Origin of the sequence: Sphingomonas oryzagri, from assembly GCF_029906645.1 — a bacterium.
GTDB classification, from domain to species: domain Bacteria; phylum Pseudomonadota; class Alphaproteobacteria; order Sphingomonadales; family Sphingomonadaceae; genus Solisphingomonas; species Solisphingomonas oryzagri.
Genome location: NZ_JARYGZ010000002.1, coordinates 209915 through 225380, shown reverse-complemented (window position 1 = coordinate 225380; position 15466 = coordinate 209915). Strand labels below are relative to the sequence as shown.

The 15466-nt window shown below is 67.2% G+C and carries 15 protein-coding genes; 7 read left to right on the top strand and 8 right to left on the bottom strand.

Annotated features, from left to right (window positions below):
• Positions 1-6: 6 nt before the first annotated feature.
• The 4 genes from egtD to QGN17_RS15120 form a co-directional block, all read right to left on the bottom strand.
• Positions 7-987 (bottom strand): L-histidine N(alpha)-methyltransferase, encoded by a 981-nt coding sequence (gene egtD / locus QGN17_RS15135; protein WP_390902702.1) that lies wholly within the window; start codon positions 985-987, stop codon positions 7-9.
• A 1-nt stretch (position 988) separates the two neighbouring features.
• A complete protein-coding gene (gene egtB / locus QGN17_RS15130) occupies positions 989-2284 on the bottom strand; it encodes an ergothioneine biosynthesis protein EgtB (RefSeq protein ID WP_281045427.1) in 1296 nt (431 codons plus the stop codon).
• A gap of 93 nt (positions 2285-2377) precedes the next feature.
• A complete protein-coding gene (locus QGN17_RS15125; protein ID WP_281045426.1) occupies positions 2378-2956 on the bottom strand; it encodes a cob(I)yrinic acid a,c-diamide adenosyltransferase in 579 nt (192 codons plus the stop codon).
• Positions 2956-3198 (bottom strand): HIG1 domain-containing protein, encoded by a 243-nt coding sequence (locus QGN17_RS15120; protein WP_281045425.1) that lies wholly within the window; start codon positions 3196-3198, stop codon positions 2956-2958. Before QGN17_RS15120 ends, QGN17_RS15125 begins: the two co-directional genes overlap by 1 nt.
• A 109-nt stretch (positions 3199-3307) precedes the next feature.
• On the opposite strand from QGN17_RS15120, the gene argB reads away from it, so the two are divergent.
• The 4 genes from argB to QGN17_RS15100 are packed head-to-tail and all read left to right on the top strand — an operon-like array spanning position 3308 to position 6088.
• Positions 3308-4219, top strand: coding sequence for an acetylglutamate kinase (gene argB, locus QGN17_RS15115; protein WP_281045424.1), 912 nt, complete (start codon positions 3308-3310; stop codon positions 4217-4219).
• A 59-nt stretch (positions 4220-4278) separates the two neighbouring features.
• Positions 4279-4581, top strand: coding sequence for a YggT family protein (locus QGN17_RS15110; RefSeq protein ID WP_281045423.1), 303 nt, complete (start codon positions 4279-4281; stop codon positions 4579-4581).
• Positions 4578-5468 carry a bifunctional methylenetetrahydrofolate dehydrogenase/methenyltetrahydrofolate cyclohydrolase FolD gene (folD, locus tag QGN17_RS15105; protein ID WP_281045422.1) on the top strand — a complete coding sequence of 297 codons (891 nt, stop codon included), beginning with the start codon at positions 4578-4580 and terminating at the stop codon, positions 5466-5468. Before QGN17_RS15110 ends, folD begins: the two co-directional genes overlap by 4 nt.
• Positions 5465-6088: a MarC family protein gene (locus tag QGN17_RS15100; RefSeq protein ID WP_281045765.1), complete on the top strand. Its 624-nt coding sequence runs from the start codon at positions 5465-5467 to the stop codon at positions 6086-6088. The genes folD and QGN17_RS15100 overlap by 4 nt, the downstream gene beginning before the upstream one ends.
• A 145-nt stretch (positions 6089-6233) precedes the next feature.
• Here QGN17_RS15100 and QGN17_RS15095 read toward each other — a convergent pair whose 3' ends face one another.
• Positions 6234-8144 (bottom strand): AcrB/AcrD/AcrF family protein, encoded by a 1911-nt coding sequence (locus tag QGN17_RS15095; RefSeq protein ID WP_281045421.1) that lies wholly within the window; start codon positions 8142-8144, stop codon positions 6234-6236.
• Positions 8145-8227: 83 nt separating this feature from the next.
• On the opposite strand from QGN17_RS15095, the gene QGN17_RS15090 reads away from it, so the two are divergent.
• From QGN17_RS15090 to QGN17_RS15080, 3 genes are read left to right on the top strand one after another with little or no spacing between them, the layout of a single operon-like run.
• A complete protein-coding gene (locus QGN17_RS15090) occupies positions 8228-8656 on the top strand; it encodes a GtrA family protein (protein WP_281045420.1) in 429 nt (142 codons plus the stop codon).
• 25 nt (positions 8657-8681) lie between these two features.
• The gene (locus QGN17_RS15085) at positions 8682-9647 is read left to right on the top strand and encodes a glycosyltransferase family 2 protein (protein WP_390902701.1); all 966 of its coding nucleotides are present in this window, start codon (positions 8682-8684) and stop codon (positions 9645-9647) included.
• Between the two features lies 1 nt (position 9648).
• Positions 9649-10380 carry a class I SAM-dependent methyltransferase gene (locus QGN17_RS15080; protein ID WP_281045418.1) on the top strand — a complete coding sequence of 244 codons (732 nt, stop codon included), beginning with the start codon at positions 9649-9651 and terminating at the stop codon, positions 10378-10380.
• Here the strand turns inward: QGN17_RS15080 and QGN17_RS15075 are convergent.
• Genes QGN17_RS15075 through QGN17_RS15065 form a run of 3 tightly spaced genes read right to left on the bottom strand, consistent with a single transcriptional unit; the run spans position 10314 to position 15324 of the window.
• On the bottom strand, positions 10314-11930 hold the full coding sequence (locus tag QGN17_RS15075) for a hypothetical protein (RefSeq protein WP_281045417.1): 1617 nt from the start codon (positions 11928-11930) through the stop codon (positions 10314-10316). The two genes, QGN17_RS15080 and QGN17_RS15075, sit on opposite strands and share 67 nt — an antisense overlap.
• Positions 11931-11977: 47 nt before the next feature.
• Positions 11978-13786 carry a hypothetical protein gene (locus QGN17_RS15070; protein WP_281045416.1) on the bottom strand — a complete coding sequence of 603 codons (1809 nt, stop codon included), beginning with the start codon at positions 13784-13786 and terminating at the stop codon, positions 11978-11980.
• Entirely contained in the window at positions 13783-15324 is a 1542-nt protein-coding gene (locus QGN17_RS15065) for an NAD(P)/FAD-dependent oxidoreductase (protein WP_281045415.1), read from the bottom strand. Before QGN17_RS15065 ends, QGN17_RS15070 begins: the two co-directional genes overlap by 4 nt.
• Positions 15325-15466 lie beyond the last annotated feature (142 nt).

Genomic DNA, 15466 nt, shown 5'->3' with positions numbered 1-15466 from the left:
AGAGATTCAGGGCGCGATCGGCATCGGACGGGCCTCGGCGAGCAGCAGCGCGAAGTTCTGCTGCGGATCGGTCCATTCGGCGAGTGTCGTCCACCCGCCTGCCGCGAGCATCTGCCGGGCGCTGCGGGGGCCGTATTTGTGGCTGTTCTCGGTGTGGATCGTCTCGCCCGCCGCCATCGCGAAATCGTGGCCGTCGATCGCGAAGGCGAGGTCGCGCGTCGCTTCCAGATGCATTTCGATCCGCGCATCGCCATCGTTCCAGATCGCGCGGTGGCGGAACAGCGACACCGGCACGTCGCCGCCGAGTTCGCGGTTGATGCGGTGGAGCAGGTTGAGGTTGAACGCGGCGGTAACCCCCTGCGCATCGTCATAGGCGGGGACGAGCACGTCCGGGCTCTTCACCCGATCCATGCCGATCAGCAGCATGGCGCCTGCGCCGAGCGTCCCCGCCATCGCACGCAGCAGATCGACGGCGGCCGGCGCCTGCAGGTTGCCGATCGTCGATCCGGGGAAGAAGCCGAGGCGCGGATGCTTGTCGACCAGCACGGGCAGGCGGATCGGCCGGGTGAAATCCGCCTCGACCGGCTGGATCGCCAGAGCCGGGAAGGCTTGCCCAAGTGCCTCGGCCGATTCGCGCAGGAATTCGCCCGATATGTCGATCGGCACATAGGCGGCGGGATCGATCGCGCCGAGCAGCAGCGGCGTCTTGGCCGAGGATCCCGACCCGAATTCCACCACCGCGCGGTGCGGGCCGGCGATCCGGCCGACTTCGGGCGCATGGCGTTCCAGCAGGGCGCGCTCGGTGCGGGTGGGATAATATTCGGGGAGGCGGGTGATCTCCTCGAACAGTTCGGAGCCACGATGATCGTAGAACCAGCGGGCAGGGATCGCCTTCTGCGGCAACGAAAGACCGGCGATCACGTCGTCGCGGAAGGCCGGGTCGAAAGCGGTCGAACGCGCGTCGTTCCGGTCGATTTCGAGCAGCATGCTAGATGTCCTTCGCGAGGCGCACGCCGGTGAACTGCCAGCGCTGGTGCGGGTAGAAGAAATTGCGGTAGCTGGCGCGCGGATGGCCGCGCGGGGTGGCGCAGCTCCCGCCGCGCAGCACGAACTGCCCGGACATGAACTTGCCGTTATACTCGCCGACCGCACCCTCGGCGGCACGGAAGCCGGGATAGGGGAGATAGGCGGAGCGGGTCCATTGCCAGACGTCGCCGAACATCTGGTGCAGCCCCTCGCCGGGCGTCACCGGCAGCGGGCGAACCGCGCCTGGCGCATCGAGGAAATTGCCCTGCGTGGGGTCGAGACCCTGCGCCGCGCTTTCCCATTCGGCTTCGGTGGGCAGGCGCCCCCCGGCCCATTGGGCATAGGCGTCGGCCTCGTAATAGCTGACGTGGCGGACGGGGGCGGCGAGGTCCATCGGCCCTTGCCCGTCCAGCCCGAAGCGTTCGGCCCAGGCGCCGTCGGCGTCGCGGCGCCAATAGGCGGGCGCCTCGATCCCGTTCTCGCGCACCCACGCCCAGCCGTCCGACAGCCAGAGCGAGGCCGTTGCATAGCCGCCATCCTCGACGAAGGCGCGCCACTCGCCGTTGGTGACGAGGCGATCGGCCAGTGCGTGCGGCGCAAGCCACACGGTGTGGCGTGGCCCTTCGTTGTCGAAGGCGAATCCATCGCCGTCATGGCCGATCTCCGCCTTGCCCTCGCGTCCCGCGAGCCAGCGGATCGGATCGGGCGCCATGCTCGGCCGGCGCGGTTCGGGTGCCCAAGCGGCGGGCGCCAGCGGGTTCTGCGCGAACAGGTGGAGCAGATCGGTGACGAGCAGCTCCTGGTGCTGCTCCTCGTGATGACAGCCGAGCGCGATCAGATCGTGCGCAGCATCGGGCAGATCGTCCCACGCCGCCGCGATCGCCGCCTCCACATGCGCGCGATAGGCCCGCACCTCGTCCAGCGACGGACGGGTCAGCAACCCGCGCGAAGGCCGGGCCATGCGCTCGCCCTCGGCCTCGTAATAGCTGTTGAACAGAAAGGGCCAGCGATCATCGAACAGGCGATAGCCCGGCACATGATCGCGCAGCACGAAGGTCTCGAAGAACCAGCTGGTGTGCGCGAGGTGCCACTTGGCCGGCGACGCATCGGGCATCGACTGGGCGGAGGCATCGGCGTCGGAGAGATTGGCGGCGAGCGCGAGGCTCAGCGCACGAACGAATTGAAAACGCTGGAGGAGGTCCGGCCTCCGGTCTGGCGTGTCGCGCGTTGGCGCGATCGCGTCGGCTCGTGCGGCCATGAAATGACTCTCCCGCTGAATGGGATCAACGACTTGGCAGCGGGATAAGTTGCGTCTCCGGAATCAATTTCAAGAGGCGCGGTCACATTTTGTTCACGTCGTGCGGGTCGCTCCGGGCTGCCAGAGAATGTCGCGCGCACCGCCGCCGTTGATCACCCGGCACAGCGTGAAGAGATGATCCGATAGGCGGTTGAGATAGGTCAGCACCAGCGGGTTGAGCCTGGCGCCGGCCGCCGCCGAGACCGCCGCCCGCTCGGCCCGCCGCACGATCGCGCGGGCGAGGTGGAGATGCGCCGCCGCCGGCTCGCCGCCGGGCAGGATGAAGCTGGTGAGCGGCGAGAGCGTCGCGTTCATCGCGTCGATCTCGCTCTCCAGGCGGTCGATCTGGCCCTGCACGATGCGCAGCGCCATGTCGGTGGGCGCGAAATCCTCGCCGGGCGTCGCGAGATCGGCGCCGAGATCGAACATCTCGTTCTGCACGCGGCCGAGCATCGCCGCCGCCTCGCTCTCCGCCGGCAGGTGGAGCACGGCCACGCCGATCGCGGAATTCGCCTCGTCCACCTCGCCGATCGCGGCGATGCGCGGATCATGTTTGGGCGCGCGCGATCCGTCGACCAACCCGGTCTCCCCCGCGTCGCCGGTGCGGGTGTAGATCTTGTTGAGCTTGACCATCAGCTGGCGTGGGGATGCGCCAGCAGCAGCACCAGCACCGCGGCGATCACCGCCAGCGCCTGGAACTGGATGCGCCGCCACATCATGTTGTTCTGCCGGAGGCTTGACTGGCTTGGCCCTTCGGAGGGATCGCGGCGCAGTTCCTCGTCCTTCGTGCGCAGGAAGATGATGATGCCCCGCACCAGCGCGACGAGCGCGCCGATCGCGAACAGGACGACGAGGATCGCGAGGATGGTCTGCATCGCCAGACATTAGGCCCCGCACGCCGCCGCGTCCACACCGGCCTGTTCCTCCCCGCGCATGGAGGAATTGGGGTTCAACCCCGGCGCCCCGCCCGCTATGGGCGCTGCCATGTCGACGCTGCCCGATCTGCTCCCCGATCCCGCCATGCTCGCCAAGGCGGAAACGCTCACCGAGGCGCTGCCCTATCTGCAGCGCTATGCGGGCAAGACCTTCGTGGTGAAATATGGCGGCCACGCCATGGGCAATCCGGAGATGGCGCGCAGCTTCGCCGAGGACGTGGTGCTGCTGCGCGCAGTGGGCGTCAACGTCGTGGTGGTGCACGGCGGCGGCCCGCAGATCGGATCGATGCTGAAGCGCCTTGGCGTCGAATCGCGCTTCGTCGACGGCCTGCGCGTGACGGACACGGAGACCGCGCAGATCGCCGAGATGGTGCTGGCCGGATCGATCAACAAGGAGATCGTCGGCTGGATCGGCCAGGCCGGCGGCAAGGCGGTCGGCCTGTCGGGCAAGGATGCGCGGCTGGTGGTGGCCGAGAAGGTCGGCCGCGCGGAGGCGGACCGTAATCAGGGGATCGAGCGCCACGTCGATCTCGGCTTCGTCGGCGAGCCGAAGCATGTCGACACGACGATCCTGAACACGCTGTCGGCCTCGGGCTTCATCCCGGTGGTCGCGCCGATCGGCATCGGCACCGACGGCCACACCTACAACATCAACGCCGACACGATGGCGGGGGCGGTGGCCGGTGCGCTGAAGGCGGCGCGGCTGTTCCTGCTGACCGATGTCGCCGGCGTGCTCGACAAGAACAAGCAGCTCCTCTCCGATCTCGTCCCCGGCGATGTCGAGAAGCTGAAGGCGGACGGCACCATATCGGGCGGCATGATCCCGAAGATGGAAACCTGCGTGCACGCGATCGAGGCGGGGGTGGACGCCGCCGTGATCCTTGACGGGCGCATCCGCCACGCGATGCTGCTCGAAATCTTCACCCGCCAGGGCGCCGGCACGCTGGTCCGCGCGGACTGATGGCGCCGGAGCTCGCGACCGGCTAGAAGAGACCGCAATCCGCCCCAAAGGGATCGTGCATGTTCACCGTCATCGAGATTCTGCAGTACCTTCTCTACATTCTGTCGATGATCATCCTCGTGCAGATCGTTCTGTCGTGGCTGATCGCGTTCAACGTGATCAACACGCACAACGATTTCGTGCGCCAGTTCGTTTACGCGCTCGATCGGATCACCGAACCGCTATATCGGCCGTTCCGGCGTATTCTTCCGGATTTCGGAGGGATCGACTTCGCGCCGTTCATCGTGATCATCATCATTCGTATCCTGCAGTCGATCGTGCTGCCGAACATGCTCGCCTCGCTGGCCGGGGGAGGAATGTGACCGCCGCGATCATCGACGGCAAGGGCTTCGCGGCCACCCTGCGCGAGCGGGTGGCGGCGCTGGTGCCTGCGTTCGAGGCGACCGCCGGGCGTAAGCCGGGGCTGACGGTGGTGATCGTCGGCGAGGATCCGGCGAGCCAGGTCTATGTCCGCTCCAAAGGCAAGGCGACCGAGGCGGCGGGGATGGTCTCCACCACGCACCGCCTGCCCGACACGACGACGCAGGACGATCTGCTCGCGCTGGTCCGCCAGCTCAACGCCGATCCGGCGGTGGACGGCATCCTCGTCCAGTTGCCGCTGCCGAAGCATCTCGACGAGAGCGAGGTGATCGCGACGATCGATCCGGACAAGGACGTGGACGGCTTCCACGTCGTCAATGCCGGGCGCCTCGCGGTAGGGCAGGAGGGCTTCGTGCCCTGCACGCCGCTCGGCTGCATCATGCTGCTGGAGGATCGCCTCGGCGATCTTTCCGGGCTGAACGCGGTGGTGGTCGGCCGCTCGAACATCGTCGGCAAACCGATGGCGCAGCTGCTGCTCGCGAAGAGCTGTACCGTCACCGTCGCGCACTCGCGCACGAAGGATCTGCCGGAGGTCTGCCGTCGGGCCGACATCCTCGTCGCGGCGGTCGGCCGGCCCGAGATGATAAAGGGTAACTGGATCAAGCCGGGCGCCACCGTGATCGACGTCGGCATCAACCGCGTCGACAACGGCGAGGGCGGCACCAAGCTGGTCGGCGACGTCGACTTCGCCAGCGCGGCCGAAGTCGCGGGCGCGATCACGCCGGTGCCGGGCGGCGTCGGGCCGATGACCATCGCCGTTCTGCTCCGCAACACGCTCGTCTCGGCCTATCGGCGCGAGAATGTGGCGCTCGGAAAGGGCGCGATCTGATCGCGCTCTTCATATCGGCGTTCGTCACCTTCTTCGTGGTGATCGATCCGCCCGGCTGCGCGCCGATCTTCGCCGGCCTGACGCGCGGCACCGACATGGCGCACCGCACTCAGATGGCCGTGCGATCGACCTTGGTGGCGGGCGCGATCCTGCTCGCCTTCGCTCTGCTGGGCGAACCGCTGCTCCACACGCTCGGCATCAGCCTCGACGCCTTCCGCATCGCGGGCGGCATCATGCTGTTCCTGATCGCGCTGGAGATGGTGTTCGAAAAGCGCCAGCAGCGCCGCGAGCATCGCGCCGAAGAGATCGTCGCGCATCCCGAGCAGTACGAAGACATCTCGATCTTCCCGATGGCGATGCCGATGATCGCCGGGCCGGGGTCGATCGCCTCGGTGATGCTGATGATGCAGCGCAGCCACGGGCTTACCGCCCACGTCGTCGTGCTGGCGGCGATGGCGGTGAACCTGGCGATCATGATGGGCGCGCTGCTCGCCGCAGGGCCGCTGATGCGGATCCTCGGTTACAAGGTGGAGGCGGTGATCACCCGCCTGCTGGGCGTGCTGCTGGCGGCGCTGGCGGCGCAGTTCGTGGTGGACGGCATCCGCGCCTCCTTCGCCTGAATCTCAAAACCCGTTCGGGCTGAGCCTGTCGAAGCCCTGCCCTTCCTTCTTGCGTGGCCCAAGAAGAAGGGCAGCCCCCTTCGAGTGCCTGCCATGGCAGGCACTCAGGACAGGCTTCGACAAGCTCGGGGCGAACGGAGTGGGGTTAGCTGACGATCTTCCACAGTTGGTAGGGCGAGTTGGCCGGCAGCGGCTGGCGCGCCAGCCAGTTGGGCGTCCAGCCGCTCTCCAGCTTGGAGTAGAAGCCGGTCGGCGCCTCCGCCTGATAGATGGTCGCTTCCGACATATGCGGGCAGAGCAGTAGATATTGCGCGTGATGTGCCAGCATGATCGCGTGCGCCTGATCGGGCGTGCCACGGAAGGCATGCTCGGTGTCGAGGATCGCCTGCCAGTTGCGGTGATAGGGGCCGGCGACGGCGCTGTGGTGGGTCAGCGTGATCAGGCGTGGGCCGTTGTCGATCAGCGTGAAAAAGGTCGCCGGCGGCAACTTGCCGATCGGCGCCAGCGCCGGGATGGTCGGGCATTTACGATTGGCGAGGCTGGTGAGATCGCGCTTCGCCTTTCCGCCCGGCTTGGGCGCGGCCGGCCACTTCTGCTGCCCGGTCGCCATCGCCCAGAACTGGTTGACGCGCAGCCCGGTGAAGCGCGCCGGCACCCGATCGAGCGCGACCGTCGCGAGCAGGCCGGACGCGATCACGAACGCCGCGACCGGGCCGATCACGCGGACCAGCACGCTTTCGCTCCGCCGCAGCCTGACGAAACCGCGCAGCGCGATATAGGTGGCGCCCGGCACCGCGAGCATCTCGGCGCTGGGCGCGGTGCGGATCTGCCAGAAGAGCAAGGCGGTCGCGAAGATCGCGAACAGTGTCACCGGCATCCACTCGGCGGCGGCGCGCGTGCCCCAGCGCCGCACGATCGCGACGATCGATCCGATCATGCCGATGAACGGCAAAGTCGCCATCGGCACGCCGGTCGAGATCGGATGGAGCAGGATCGAGCGTGCCTCGCTGACATGGCTGAGCCACAGCCTGTCAGCCTCGGGCGGGATGCCCTCCAGCCGGTGCCCGAAGCATTGCGGGAAGCCGAACACATAGATCGCACCCGCGATCGCGCCCGCCACCAGCACCAGCGCGAGCCGGATACCGGGGTGCGGTGCCGGCACGAATGTGATCGCCAGCAACAGCAAGGCGGCCGCCGCCACGGTCGTCATCCAGACCGGCGAGAGCACGTCGCAGACCGGATGCCAGTTGTCGTTGGAGGCGAAGATCAGAAAGCACAGCACCGTCGCCACCGCGAGGCTTGCACCATAGCTGCGCATCCGGGGCGTCTCGGCCGCGTCCCACGCCCAGTGCAGCGCCACCGCCGCCCCGGCGAACGCGATGTAAGGCAGCATCTCCAGCCCGATCGCCAGCGACAGAGCGGAGGAGACCGCGATCATGATGCCGGATCGACGCCTGTCCGGTTCCGTCAGCCCGGCCACGGTCGTCATCAGGAAGGCGAGCTGCCAGCCGTGATGGTCGATGCGCAGCGGCGCCCACATGCCCATCGCGTCGCCCGCGAACATCAAGAGCGGCAGCGCGAGGAGGTAGGCCCACTTGTGTACCAGCCGCCGCACCGTCACCGCCAGCATCATCATCGCCAACAGCAGGGGGAGCATCGGCGCGATGGCGCAGGCCCAGCGATCGGCGAGCGCGCTGCCGACCAGTGGCTTCAGGATCAGGATCAGCCCGGCAAGCGGCAGATCGACAAGCCGCGACCAGTGGATCGAGAATCCGCCCGGCGGATTCATCCGGTACTGACGCAGGTCGTACCAGCCCTGACCCGCCAGCCAGTCCCGCACCTGATCGAAGCGCATGTTGTCGTCGGTATCGCTGAGCGCGAACCAGTGGATGGCATGGGCCTTCTGGATCAGCAGCGCGATCGCGACGCCCACCCAGAAGATCAGCGTCACCAGCTTCCAGCGATTGTCGGCGAAATCCTCGGCCCAGCGCTCCAGCCGGTCGAGGCGGGTTTCTTCCGGCACATCGGGGGACGTTTCAGGGGCGGGTTCGGTCATGCGGGGCTTCATGTCCCAGAAGGATTTGAGATTTAGTCCGTCCCGCTCTAGTCGCTGGGCGATTGTGGGCAAGGGCATCGAGCGTGCGTGACGGATTGGTAAGATTGTGGGGCGGGCTGGATGCCGGGCATCAGGCGCTCGCTTTGCAGGTTCTGCGCTACGGGATCGTTGGCGTCTGCGTCACCCTGTTCCAGATCGGCTGCTACAATCTGCTGCTCGGTCGCCACGTGCCCGGACAGATATCCAACCTGCTGGCGAGCGCGGCGGCGATGGTGGTGGGCTATACGATCCACAGCCGCTTCACCTTCAAGGCCGAAGAGGGCAACCACGATTTCGCGAAGACGGTGTGGAAGTTCATCGTCGTCAATCTCGCCGGCATCGCGGTCAATGCGGGGTGGGTGTGGCTGATTACCAAGCAGCTGCACCTGTCGGCGCATTGGGCCTCGGTGCCCTTCTTCTTCGCGACCCCGGCGCTGCTGTTCTGGCTGAACCGGAAGTGGGTTTTCGATTGATCACGATCAGGCGTAAGAGCGTCGCATGACAGGTGCCCCACCCTTGATCACCATTCTCGTGCCCGTGAAGGACGAGGAGGAGGGGATCGCTCCGTTCGTGTCCCGTGTGTCCGTGATCCTCGACGCTCTGAACGAGCCGGAAGGGTGGGAGATCCTGTTCGTCGATGACGGCAGCCGGGATCGCACGCTGGCCGAGGTCGCCGTGCAGCACGCCCGCGATCCGCGCGTGCGCTGCATCTCGCTCTCCCGCAACTTCGGCAAGGAGGCGGCGCTGTCGGCGGGGCTCGATCATGCCGCCGGTCGCGCGGTGATCCCGCTCGACGTCGACCTGCAGGATCCGCCCGAGGTGATCGCCGACATGGTGCGATCGTGGCGCGAGGGCTTCGACGTCGTCTACGGCGTGCGCCGCAATCGGGAGAGCGACAGTCTGCCCAAGCGGCTGACCGCCGATCTCTATTACCGCGCGCACAATTACCTCAGCGCCGACAAGATTCCCGAACATGCCGGCGATTTCCGCCTGCTCGATCGCAAGGTGGTGGACGTCATCCGGATGATGCCGGAGCGCAACCGCTTCATGAAAGGGTTGTTCGCCTGGGCCGGCTTCCACCAGACGGCGGTCTATTATGACCGCGCCGAGCGCGAGGTCGGCACCACCAAGTTCAACTACTGGAAGCTGTGGACGCTGGCGCTCGACGGCATCACGTCCGGCTCGACGCTGCCTTTGCGCGTGTGGAGCTACCTCGGCGGTATCGTCGCGATCGGCACGCTGTTCTACGCGCTCTATCTGGTGCTGCGTACGATCGTCCACGGCGGCGACGTGCCGGGCTATCCCTCGCTGATGGTCGCGATCCTGTTCTTCGGCGGCGTCCAGCTCATCTCGTTGGGCGTGCTCGGCGAATATGTCGGGCGCATCCTGGTGGAGACCAAGCACCGGCCGATCTATGTGGTTCGCGAGACGATCGGAGTGCCGATCCAGCCGGTCACTCGCTGACATGGACCGCGCCATCTACGACCGGATGGCGCGGATCGACACGGAGCACTGGTGGTTCTCGGCACGGCGCCGGATCGTCTCGGCGCTGATCGCGCGGCAGGTGCCGCTGCGGCCGGATGCCCGCATCCTCGAGGTGGGGGCGGGCACCGGATCGAACCTCGCCATGCTCAAGGGCCTCGGCCGGCTCGACGCGATCGAGCCGGATGCCTGGGCGCGTTCGCTTGCCAGTCGCCGGGCAGGCATCGCGGTCGATGGCGGGATGCTGCCCGATCAGGTCGAGATCCGCGATCATCGCTACGACCTGATCGTGCTGCTCGACGTGCTGGAGCATATCGAGGACGATATCGGATCGCTGCAGGTGCTCCACGAGAAACTGGCGGACGGCGGACGGATGGTGCTGACCGTGCCGGCCGCGCCCTGGCTGTGGAGCGCGCACGACGTCGCCCATCATCACAAGCGCCGCTACACCGCCGCGACGTTGCGCGCGGCCTTCCGCGCCGGCGGATTTCGCATCCGCCATATGAGCCATTTCAACACTGTGCTCTATCCGCCGATCGCGGGTGCGCGCCTGCTGGGCCGGCTGCTCGGTCGGGAGGGCAGCGACGACAGCCTTATGCCTCCGGCGCCGATCAACCGGGCGCTGGAGCATCTCTTCGCGGCGGAGCGTTACTGGGTGACGCGCTGGCCGTTGCCGTTCGGCGTGTCCTTGCTGGCGGTGGCCGAACCCGCCTGACTCAGCTGGTGGTGGTGACGGATCTTGTAGAGGATCCCGAAGCGGTTGCCGACCCACACCGGCGCGAAGTCCGAATCCACCGGCCAGCGGTTGCGCGGCATGTCGATCATCCAGACGTAATCGTAGGCATCGCGCGGGAAATATTCGAGCGCGATCTCGAGGATCGGCTCGTTACGCGCGCGGCAATCCGGACGGCGGACGATCTGCGAGGGGTCGTGGCTGTAATAGCGGCCGGCCGGTGGATAATCGATGCGCAGCAACTGCGCGCCGGGCGCTACCCACTGATCGTTGACGAAGGCCTGCCGCCGGACCGTCGCCATCGAGGAGAGATGCTCCATCCGCGACGAATACCAGGCGGACCGGCACGGCGTATTGGTCAGCGCCATCACCCGCGCACCCATCGGGATATGCGCGATGGCCTGCAGCTGCGTGTTGTAGTTGCGCTCGAACTTCTGGAAGGCGAGCGTCGATATGGCGATGCGGCCGGCAAAGAACAGCGTCGCCGCCACCGCGACGCCGATCGCGATGCGCCGGTCCACGATCGGCCGCAGCGCCAGGATCAGGATCGCCAGCATATAAGGCACCAGCCGCATGTCGGCATAGGCCGAGCTCAGCAGCACGCGCGGCAGGCAGATGAAGACGAGGATCAGCAGCGCCGCGCCGATGCCCAGCGTCGCCTCGTAGCGACGCCACGGCTTCCACACGAGGCCGGAGAGCGCGACCAGATAGAGCAGCAGCGCGCTCAGCTTGTCCCAGACCTCGACCCGCTCGCGCAGCACCGAGCGCAGCCAGATCCACTTGAAGTACCAGGCAAACCAGTCGAACGTGCCCTTGGGACTCGATCCGCCACGCCATGGCAGCAGCAGCAGCGCCGGCGGCGCCAGCGGCAGGCAGGCGACGACCGAACGCCAGCCGCTCTCGAACCACGGCTTGCCGGCCTTCCGGTTGCGCACCACCTCGGCGATGAAGCAGAGCAGGCCGAGCGTTCCCCACGCGAAGCTGTGCGCCACCCACAACAGGAACGACACGACGAAGAAGATGTATGGCCGCCATTTCAGCCGGCCGGTGCGCGCCATGCGCAGCCAGAAGGCGAAGGCGATCAACATCAGCCCCATCGCGAAGGCGAAGTTCACGAAGCCGAACTGGAAGGGATAACCGTAGGCAAGCGGCAGCGCGAAGATTGCGGTGGCCGGCACCCGCCCGTGAATCTCGCGCGCCAGCAGCAGCAGGCCCGCCACCATGATGCACGGGATCGCCATCACGACGAGGTGGACGGCCGGCTCCAGCCCCAGAATCGGCCCGAGCAGCTCGATCACCAGATCGACGCCGAGATTGCCGATCAACGCCCAGTCGAACTTGTAATAATGCGAAAGGTAGGGGGAGGAGCCGATATCGAGCTGCACTCGGTAGCGGCCCATATGGCCCATCAGATCGGTCAACGGCGGGATCGGCGTCAGCAGCAGGGGCACCGCTGCCAGCGCGATCATCGCGATGGCGAAGGCGCGCGTCTCCCAGAAGGTGCTACGCGGGGACGTCTCGGGCTCGGTCATGGTCGATACCGCGATAGTCCGGCGCGGTGGGCGGGGGCAAGCGGCGATCAGGGGGCGATCGCGTAGACGCGGCCAGCCGAAAGACCCGGAACCGCCACCGGGCGAAGCCATGCGGGGGGCGAGCCGCCGATCAGGCGCGCGGCGAAGCCCCGCGGCGCCTCGCGAGCGGTCATCCGCAACTCCGCGTCGCCGGGGCAGAAGAAGAGGTGCGTCGCGCCATGCGCGGCGATCAGGCGGCGCGCGTTGGCCTCGTCGCCCATCCAGAGAGTGAGAATATCGTGCATCACGCCGACATTACGATGATAGCCACTGCCGACCGCCTCGTGATGGCTGTCGACGATCACCGCCGGTGCTTCGTCCATCGGCGTGAGGAAGACGCTTTTCGGCAGTCGGTCCAGCGCCGCGAGGTTGGCGGGCGCCATGCAGGTGCGCGCGGTGGCGATGGCGACACCGCGATTGCGGTCCTCGGCGTGGCCCGTATGGACCATCGCCAGCGCCAGCAGATCGATGGCCAGCGGGAAAGCCAGTAGTCCGGCGCCGGCGCCCGCCAGGACGCGGAGCAGGCTGGCGGTAGTGCGCTTCATCGCCGCCCCCGCCGCCGGCAGGAAGGCGAGCGCGCCCGGCACCGCCAGCGCGTTGGCGCAGGCGCAGGCGCGGATCAGCATCGCGGCAATGAGGGTCGCGGCGACCAGCAGCGCGCTGAGATCGAGCCACGCCCCCTTGTCCTCCGCGCGGCGCCAGCCGACGACGCAGCCGGCGAGGCCGACCAGCGGATAGGCGATGGCGAGCGCCGCCGCCTGCGGAGTCTGGCGCCAGATCGGCAGGCCTTCGGGGATAGCGAGATACCAGAGGCGATAGGTGAGCGGATCGAGCGCCGCGAACGGCCCGCCCGCGCATTGCGGCGCGCCGAGCTTGTAGACGAGGCCCGCGACCACCGCCGTGACGCCCAGCATGGCGCCGCGCGCCAGCCAGTGCGTCGGCGCGATACGGCAGGCGAGGGCGGAGCCGATCGCCGCCACCGTCAGCAGACCCATATGGACCGGAGAGACGGCATCGCAGAAGGTGCGGTCGAACAGCGCGCCACCGTGCGCGATCAGGAACAGTCCGAGGCTCGCGACCGCCGCCGTGCCGAGGAAAGCGGGCAGGCGCCAGCGCTCGTCGGTCGGCTGGATCATCCAGCGCAAGCCCAGCCACGCGCCGCAAGCGGCGGTGAAGGGCAGGCCTTCCAGCGAGATGTGCATCCACAGCGCCGCGAACAGACCGGCGAGCGCGGCGCGGCGCGGCTCACGGTTGCCGATCAGTGCCCAGGCCATCGCGGCGGCGCAGGCGAGCTGCCAGCCATGATGGTCGATCCGCATCGGCCGGGCGGCCCACAGCAGCTCGGGCGCGATCATGCAGAAGGCCATGGCGGCGAGCGCGACGCCGCGGCCCATGAGCCGCTGTGCGATGCCTGCAATGGCGAGCGCGGCGAGGCCGAGTGAAATCAGTGGCACGATAGCGCAGGCGTAGATTTCCGCCTGCGCCGGCCCGACCAACGGTCGCAGCAGCGCGATCGTACCCGCCAGCGGCAGGTCGACCAGCCGCGACCAGTGCATCAGCAGGCCGTGCGGCGGATTGATCCGATATTGGGTGACGTCGAACCAGCTCTGGCCCGCCATCCAATCCCGCACCTGTTGGAGGCGCATGTAATCGTCGGGATCGGAGAAAGGCGCCCCGCCGATATCGTCGCGGAAGAAGAAGAGCAGGAGCGCGCAGCCCGCCAGCCAGATCGCGGCGAGCGCGATGGCATGACGGGTGCCGCCGCCGGCCGGATGCGGCCGCACGGTGTAGCGCTCCGCCTCCGGCAGCCCGGTCACGCCGCCTTCAGGCGGCGCGGCACCGCACGCACGGAATCAAGCGCGGCCTTCTGGTCCTCGTCGAGCGGCTTGGCGATGGTCGCCTCGGCGCCTTCGTTGCCGCTCTCGTGATATTCGGCATCCTCATTGACCTGCCAGCAATCGTAGACGCGCGCGCCGGCCAGGATGTTGCGGACGGTCAGCATCGCCGTCATCATCGCATGATCCTGGTTGTTGTAGCGGTGCATGCCGTTGCGGCCGACGAGGTGGAGCGTCGGATAGGCATCCTCCAGCTCCTTGCGCATCGCATCGACATGCGCGGCATAGGCGTCGTCGTAGATCGGATAGGCCTTTTCCTGCCGCACCACGACGCCGCCCTCGACGGTGGCGGGATCGCACAGGCCGAGGATGCCCATCTCCTTCTTCGCGAGATCGACCAGCACGTCGTCGGGCGAGGCCCACAGGCCGTCACCCTCGAAGCAGAAATATTCGAGGCCGACGCAGGCGAGTCCCGGATCGGGCACCATCTCGGGCGACCACGACCGGAAATTCTGGATGCGGCCAACCTTCACCTTTGAATCGTGGATGTAGATCCAGTTGTCGGGGAACAGGTCTTCCGAGCGGATCATCAACGCGACGGTCAGGAAGTCGCGATACTTGAGATCGAGCGCGTCGGGCAGCGTCTTCGGCAGCGGATGGATGCGGCCGGCCAGCTCGCGCATCGGCGCCGACGAGATGAGGTCCTTCGCGCGGATCACGCGATCGCCCTCCGGTCCGGTCGCGACCATGCGCCAGCCTTCCGAATCGTGGCTGAGCTGCTTCAGGCCATGGCCCATCAGCACATGGTTGCCGCCCTCGACCACGCGATCGCGCGCCGCATCCCACATCATGCCGGGGCCGCGACGCGGATAGCGGAAGCTCTCCAGCAGCGTCTTGGTCTCCATGCCGTCATTGGGGCGCTTGTTGAGGCCCAGCGAGCGCTTGAAGCCGTCCAGCACAGCCTTGCCGAGGCTCAGGCCCTTGATGCGCTGCGCCGCCCAGTCGGCGGAGATTTCGTCACAGGGCATACCCCACACCTTCTCGGTGTAGGTCTTGAAGAAGATGCCGAAGAGCTTCGATCCGAACTGGTTGATCGTCCAGTCCTGAAAGCTCTTCGCCTCCTTCTTGGGAAAGAGCTTCCAGCGGACGTAGCTCGCCATGCAGGCGGTCGAGCGCAGGATGCCGAGGTTGAACAGCGCCTCGAACGCGCGCAGCGGGTAGCTGTAGAACTTGCCCTCGTAATAGATGCGGCTCATCCGCGGCCGCTCGATGAAATCGTCGGGCAGGATCTCGTTCCAGAGGTCGACGACCTCCTTCGATTTGGAAAAGAAGCGGTGGCCGCCGATGTCGAATCGGAAGCCGTTGTGCTCCACGGTGCGGCTGATGCCGCCGACATAGACCGGATCCTTCTCGATCACCGTCACCGTCTTGCCCGCCTTGGTCAACAGATAGGCGGCGGTCAGGCCGGCGGGGCCTGCACCGATGATGGCAACGTCGACTTGATCGGAATGCGCACCCACGCTCGTCTCCCCGGGCGATACTGAACTCCGGATGCCGGAGAATGGATAATTTGGGGTTAAGGCGCGTCCCGCATCGGTGCGGCGGCTGGTTTTTGCGGGATGTTCTGCGGCCGGAATGTTCGCTACGCGCGAATCACCCGGG